Here is a 6632-nt window from a genome sequence, read left to right as displayed (position 1 = left end):
TGCACCGGGGGGCCTTGCACCGGGGGGCCTTGCATCGGGGGGCCTTGCATCGGGGGGCCTTGCACCGGGGGGCCCTGCATCGGGGGGCCCTGGACGGGCGGGCCCGGCACGGGCGGGACGGGGGCCTGCGGGGCGGGCCCGGGGGGCGGGGGAGGTGCCCAGCGGTCCGCGACCGGGGTGGGGACGGGGGACGGCCCGGGTGCCGGCGCCGGTGCCGGTGCCGGTCCGCGGAACGGGGCGGGCGCGGCGAACCGGGCGGGCGCGGGGGACGGGGACGGCGCCGCGGCGTGGGTGCGCAGCGTGGCCAGCAGGGCGTCGCGGTCGCGGCTCAGCTCGGTGAGGGTGACCCCGATCCGCCCGACGACCATCCCGGCGTGCGCCGCGGCGGGCAACCCGCACGTGCGGCAGGGGGTACCGGGGTGGGCGCGGTCGGCGACCGGGGTGGAGCAGACCGGGCAGCGGAGCACCCAGGGGGCGGTCGGAGCAGTCATGCCGTCGAGCCTGGCCGCGCCGCGGGCTCCCGCCGTCCGGTGCGCTACCCGATCCGGCCTGCGTAGTGCTACCGATGTCACCGGCCGGGCACTCGGAACCCCGCCGTCCCGCCGGTACCCTGGACACAGTGATCACGACCACCGGACTCGAGCTGCGCGCGGGCGCCCGCATCCTCATCAGCGACGCCGACCTGCGCGTCCAGCCCGGTGACCGCATCGGTCTGGTCGGGCGCAACGGTGCCGGCAAGACCACCACGCTGACGACGCTGGCCGGCGAGCGGGTGCCGCACGCGGGCAAGGTCGAGCAGGTGGGCGAGCTGGGCTACCTGCCCCAGGACCCGCGCAGCGGCGACCTGTCCATCACCGCCAGCGACCGGGTGCTGTCGGGCCGCGGCCTCGACGAGCTCAAGGCCAAGCTCACCAAGGCCCAGATCGCCATGGCCGAGCCCGCCGACGACGCCGAGCGCGACAAGGCCGTGCGCCGCTACGGCCGGCTCGAGGACCAGTTCGCCGCAATGGGCGGGTACGCCGCCGAGTCCGACGCGGCCCGCATCTGCACCAACCTGGGGCTGCCCGACCGCGTGCTGGCGCAGCAGCTGAGCACCCTGTCCGGTGGTCAGCGCCGCCGCGTCGAGCTGGCCCGCATCCTGTTCTCCGACGCCGAGACGCTGCTGCTCGACGAGCCCACCAACCACCTCGACGCCGACTCCATCGCGTGGCTCAAGGGGTTCCTGGCCAGCCACCGCAGCGGGCTGATCGTGATCAGCCACGACGTCGAGCTGCTCGCCGCCGTCGTCAACAAGGTCTGGCACCTCGACGCCAACCGGGCCACCGTCGACGTCTACAACCTGGGCTGGAAGCGCTACCTGGAGGCCCGCGAGACCGACGAGCGCCGGCGCCGCAGCGAGCGGGCCAACGCGGAGAAGAAGATCGGCGCGCTGACCGCGCAGGCCGACAAGATGCGCGCCAAGGCCACCAAGGCCAAGGCCGCGCAGTCGATGGACAAGCGCGCGCAGCGGTTGGCGGCGGGCCTGGAGCAGGTGCGGGTGCAGGACCGGGTGGCCAAGCTGCGCTTCCCGACCCCGGCCCCGTGCGGCAAGACCCCGCTGACCGCCGAGCGGCTCTCGAAGTCCTACGGTTCGCTCGAGATCTTCACCGGCGTCGACCTGGCCATCGACCGCGGCACCCGGGTCGTCGTCCTCGGGCTCAACGGCGCGGGCAAGACCACCCTGCTGCGCATGCTGGCCGGCACCGAGACGCCCGACACCGGCGAGGTCAAGCCCGGGCACGGGCTGCGGCTGGGCTACTACGCCCAGGAGCACGAGACCCTCGACATGGACCGCTCGCTGCTGGAGGTCATGCGCTCGGCCGCCCCCGAGCAGACCGACACCGAGCTGCGCCGCATCCTCGGCGCCTTCCTGTTCTCCGGCGAGGCGGTCGACCAGCGCGCCGGCACCCTCTCCGGTGGTGAGAAGACCCGGCTGGCCATGGCGGCGCTGGTCTGCTCGGCGGCCAACGTGCTGCTGCTCGACGAGCCCACCAACAACCTCGACCCGGCCAGCCGCGAGCAGGTGCTCGAGGCGCTGCGCACCTACCAGGGCGCGATCGTGCTGGTCACCCACGACGAGGGTGCGGTCACCGCGCTCGACCCGGACAAGGTGATCCTGCTGCCCGACGGCACCGAGGACACGTGGTCGGCCGACTTCGCGGAGCTCGTCGAGCTCGCCTAGCGGTCGTTCCCGTTCCAGCATGCGGGCCCCGCGGTGACGGGTGATCATTCGGTGCGAGGCCGACGTCAGCGGGACGACGGTCCGGGCACCAGTGGGGGACCTCGGTCGCGGCCGGGGTGGACGCTGGCACGACAGGGGAGTCATGGCCGACTCGAACGCAGCGAACGCCTCGGAGACGGGGACCGACCTCAGCAAGGGCAAGCGGATCACCGGCGATAGCCGCAACACCCTCGCCGAGGACCTCCGCAAGCGCTACGACGCCGGCGAGAGCATCCGGCTCCTCGCCGCCTCGACGGGCCGCTCGTACGGCTTCGTGCACCGGTTGCTCAGCGAGTCCGGGGCCACGCTGCGCAGCCGCGGCGGGGCCAACCGGCCGAGCACGCCCGACACGAAGAAGTGAGCGGCGACCCGGCGCGGGGCTGGGTCACCACCGCGCAGGACGGCCCGGTGCTGACGGTCACGCTCGACCGGGCCGACCAGCTCAACGCCCAGGTGCCGGCCACCTGGCACACGCTGGCCGCCATCGGCGAGGAGCTGCCCGACGAGGTGCGGGTGGTCGTCGTCCGCGGCGCCGGCCGGGCCTTCTCCGCCGGGCTGGACCGCTCGTTGTTCTCCACCGACCCCGGCCTGCCGGGTGGGCTCGGCGAGCTGGTGGGGCTGGGCCCCGAGGGTGCGCAGGAGCGCATCCGCGGCTACCAGGCGGGGTTCCGGTGGTTGCGCCGGCCGGGCATCGTGTCGGTCGCCGTGGTGCAGGGGCACGCCATCGGGGCCGGAGCGCAGCTGGCGCTGGCCTGCGACCTGCGGGTGTGCGCCGAGGAGGCCACGTTCGCGCTGCCGGAGGCCGTGCTCGGCCTGGTGCCCGACCTCACCGGCACCTCGACGCTGGTGCAGGCGGTGGGCTACAGCCGGGCGCTGGAGATGTGCCTGACCGGACGCCGGGTCGGCGCCGCCGAGGCCCACGCCACCGGGCTGGCCAACGCCGTCGTCCCGGCGGCCGACCTCGACCGCACCGTCGCCGAGCTGGTCGGCGCGATCCTCGGCCCCGACGTCCGGGCCAGCCGCGAGACCGCCGAGCTGGTGCGGCGTGCGGCGGCCACCGACACCGAGGGGCAGGACGCCGCCGAGCGGGCCGCGCAGCACCGTCGCCTGGTCGCCTTCGCGGAACAGGCGTCCCCGTCCACCGGTTGACCTGCCCGTGACCCCGAACATGACGTCGATGGCGGCGATGCGGTCCTTCCGCCGCGACGTCACCCCGGCCCGCGAGATCCCTGCGGGCACGGTGCGCCGGATCCTCGGTGTGGCCGGGCCCTACCGCCGGGAGCTGACCTTCTTCCTGGCGCTGGTCGTCGTCTCGGCCGTCATCGGGGTCGCGACGCCGCTGCTGGCCGGCGACATCGTCAACCGCATCGCCGGCCTGGAGGGCACCGCGGGCGACATCGTGCGCATCGCGCTGCTCATCGCCGGCCTGGCGCTGCTGGACGCCGGCAGCTCGCTGGCCCAGCGGTGGTACTCCGCACGCATCGGCGAGGGCGTCATCTACGACCTGCGCGCCCGGGTGTTCGAGCACGTGCAGCGCATGCCGGTCGCCTTCTTCACCCGCACGCAGACCGGTGCGCTGGTCAGCCGGCTGAACAACGACGTCATCGGCGCCCAGCAGGCCTTCACCTCGACGCTGTCGGGCGTGGTCTCCAACGCCATCGGGTTGGTGCTCACCGCCGGGGTGATGCTGACGCTGTCGTGGCAGATCACGCTGCTGTCGGTGGTGCTGGTGCCGCTGTTCGTCCTGCCGGCCAAGCGCATCGGGGCCAAGCTGCAGGAGATCACCCGGGAGTCCTACGGGCTCAACGCGTCGATGAACGCCACCATGACCGAGCGGTTCAACGTGGCCGGCGCCCTGCTGGTCAAGCTGTTCGGCCGGCCCGACGCGGAGGTCGAGTCCTTCCGCGGCCGCGCCGCCCGGGTGCGCGACATCGGCGTCCTGTCGGCGATGTACGGGCGCACCTTCTTCACCGCGCTCACGCTGGTCGCGGCCCTGGCCACCGCACTGGTCTACGGCCTCGGCGGCTCGCTGGCCTTCGACGGCTCGCTGACCCCCGGTGCCGTGGTGTCGCTGGCCCTGCTGCTGTCGCGGCTGTACGGCCCGCTCACTGCGCTGTCGAACGTCCGGGTCGACGTCATGAGCGCGATGGTCAGCTTCGACCGGGTGTTCGAGGTGCTCGACCTCGAGCCGATGATCGCCGAGGCCCCCGACGCCCGCCCCGTGCCGGCCGGTGACCGCTCGCTGGAGTTCGACCACGTGGGTTTCCGCTACCCCGCGGCGGCCGAGGTGTCCCTGGCCTCGCTCGAGGAGCTCTCGCTGCCCGAGCAGAGCGACTCCGGCCCGGTGCTGCACGACGTCACCTTCCGCGCCGAGGGCGGTCAGCTGGTCGCGCTCGTCGGGCACTCGGGCGCCGGCAAGTCCACCATCGCCAACCTGGTGCCCCGCCTGTACGACGTCACGTCGGGTGCGGTGCGGGTGGGCGGGGTCGACGTCCGGCAGGCCACCGCCGACTCGCTGCGCGACGCCGTCGGCGTCGTCAGCCAGGACGCCCACCTGTTCCACGACACGATCCGGGCCAACCTGCTCTACGCGCGCCCCGAGGCCACCGAGGACGAGCTGTGGGCGGCGATGACCGGTGCCCGCATCGCCGCGCTCGTCGCGTCCCTCCCCGACGGCCTGGACACCGTCGTGGGCGACCGCGGCTACCGGATGTCGGGCGGGGAGAAGCAGCGGCTGGCCATCGCCCGGGTGCTGCTGAAGGCGCCGGGCATCGTCATCCTCGACGAGGCCACCGCGCACCTGGACAGCGAGAGCGAGGCGGCGGTGCAGAAGGCCCTGGACACCGCGCTGGCCGGCCGCACGTCGCTGGTCATCGCCCACCGGCTGTCGACCATCCGCAGCGCCGACCGCATCCTCGTCGTCGACGAGGGGCGGATCGTCGAGCAGGGCACCCACGACGAGCTGCTGGCCCACGGGCGGCGGTACGCCGACCTGTACCGCACCCAGTTCGCCCCGGCGCCCGTGTCGGCCGACGCCGTCCAGGCCTGACCACTAGCGTCACAGGGGACCCACCCGCACCACCCCCAGGAGCCCCGTTGTCCGTCGTGCACCCCGAGGACGCGGAGATCCGCGCCGTCTACGCCGAGTACCTGGCCGGCTGGAACGCGCACAGTGCTGCCCGGCAGGCCGCCACGCTGGCCGACGACGCCGACGTCGTGGGCTTCGACGGCACCCAGCACCACGGGCGGCTGCAGTTCGCCGCCGACCTGCGCCGCATCTTCGCCGACCACGCACCGCCGCCCTACGTGGGCACCGTGCGCTCGGTGCGGGCCATGGGCGACGACGCCGCGGTGCTGGTCGCCGTCGCCGGCATGCCCGCCCCCGACGGGTCGCTGCACCCCGACCTCCTCGCGGTGCACACGCTGGTGCTGGTCCGCGACGGCCGCCGCTGGAAGATCGCCGTCTTCGCGGCCACCCCGGCGTCGCGCACCGCGCCCGCCGACGCGGTGGCCGAGCTGGCCGGTCAGCTGGGTCGATGACCCCGGTGCTGGTCGGGCCGGACGCCGTGGCCGGTGCGGTGCTGCTGGACGTCCGCTGGGCGCTGGGCCGCACCGACGGCCACGAGCAGTACCTGGCCGGGCACCTGCCCGGTGCGGTGTACGTCGACCTCGACACCGAGCTGGCCGCCCCCGCCTCGGCGGCCGGTCGGCACCCGCTGCCGGCCATCGCCGACCTTCAGGCCGCCGCCCGCCGGTGGGGGATCTCCGCCGGCTCGCGGGTCGTCGTGCACGACGCCGGCCCGGGGACGGCGGCCGCCCGCGCGTGGTGGCTGCTGCGGTGGGGTCGACATGTCGACGTGTCGATCCTGGACGGCGGCCTGGCCGCGTGGACCGGGCCACTGGAGACCGGCGAGGTCGTGCCGGAGCCCGGTGACGTCGTCCTGGAGCCCGGTGGCATGCCCGTGCTGACCGTCGACGAGGCCGCAGCCGTGCCGGGGGCGGGCGGCGTGCTGCTCGACGCCCGTGCGGGCGAGCGCTACCGAGGCGAGGTGGAGCCGATCGACCCGGTGGCCGGCCACGTGCCCGGCGCGGTGAGCGCCCCGACCACCGACACCCTGGCCGACGGTCGCTTCCGCACCGACCTCGCCGACCACTTCGCCGCCCTCGGGGCCACCCCTGGGACGACGGTGGGCGTGTACTGCGGCTCGGGCGTCACGGCCGCGCACGAGGTCGCCGCGCTGGCCGTCGCGGGCATCGACGCAGCCCTGTGGCCGGGCTCCTGGTCGGAGTGGTGCGCCGACCCGTCCCGACCGGTCGCCACCGGCCCCTGAGGCGCCCCGGCCCAGGCTGGGCTCCGGGTGCGGTGACCGGG

At 74.8% G+C, this 6632-nt stretch carries 6 protein-coding genes; all 6 read left to right on the top strand.

Annotated features, from left to right (window positions below; all coding sequences use genetic code 11):
- Positions 1 to 619 precede the first annotated feature (619 nt).
- On the top strand, positions 620 to 2221 hold the full coding sequence (locus tag BLP29_RS16370; protein ID WP_092806385.1) for an ABC-F family ATP-binding cassette domain-containing protein: 1602 nt from the start codon (positions 620 to 622) through the stop codon (positions 2219 to 2221).
- A 142-nt stretch (positions 2222 to 2363) separates the two neighbouring features.
- Positions 2364 to 2621: a helix-turn-helix domain-containing protein gene (locus BLP29_RS16365; protein WP_092806383.1), complete on the top strand. Its 258-nt coding sequence runs from the start codon at positions 2364 to 2366 to the stop codon at positions 2619 to 2621.
- A complete protein-coding gene (locus BLP29_RS16360) occupies positions 2618 to 3409 on the top strand; it encodes an enoyl-CoA hydratase/isomerase family protein (RefSeq protein ID WP_092806381.1) in 792 nt (263 codons plus the stop codon). The genes BLP29_RS16365 and BLP29_RS16360 overlap by 4 nt, the downstream gene beginning before the upstream one ends.
- Before the next feature lie 7 nt (positions 3410 to 3416).
- On the top strand, positions 3417 to 5309 hold the full coding sequence (locus tag BLP29_RS16355; RefSeq protein ID WP_243470031.1) for an ABC transporter ATP-binding protein: 1893 nt from the start codon (positions 3417 to 3419) through the stop codon (positions 5307 to 5309).
- Between the two features lie 56 nt (positions 5310 to 5365).
- Positions 5366 to 5800, top strand: coding sequence for an SgcJ/EcaC family oxidoreductase (locus BLP29_RS16350; protein ID WP_243470035.1), 435 nt, complete (start codon positions 5366 to 5368; stop codon positions 5798 to 5800).
- Positions 5797 to 6591, top strand: coding sequence for a sulfurtransferase (locus BLP29_RS16345; protein WP_092806377.1), 795 nt, complete (start codon positions 5797 to 5799; stop codon positions 6589 to 6591). The genes BLP29_RS16350 and BLP29_RS16345 overlap by 4 nt, the downstream gene beginning before the upstream one ends.
- The last annotated feature ends 41 nt before the right edge of the window (positions 6592 to 6632 follow it).

Source organism: Klenkia marina (assembly GCF_900101025.1).
Taxonomy (GTDB): Bacteria; Actinomycetota; Actinomycetes; order Mycobacteriales; family Geodermatophilaceae; genus Klenkia; species Klenkia marina.
Note: the sequence above shows the minus strand (reverse complement) of the source record. Positions and strands in the feature narration are given on the sequence as shown.

What these genes read in the sequence shown, in the direction of transcription:
- BLP29_RS16345 (WP_092806377.1), top strand. Translation starts at nt 5,797, where the DNA reads ATGACCCCGGTGCTGGTCGGGCCGGACGCCGTGGCCGGTGCGGTGCTG.
- BLP29_RS16365 (WP_092806383.1), top strand. Translation starts at nt 2,364, where the DNA reads ATGGCCGACTCGAACGCAGCGAACGCCTCGGAGACGGGGACCGACCTC.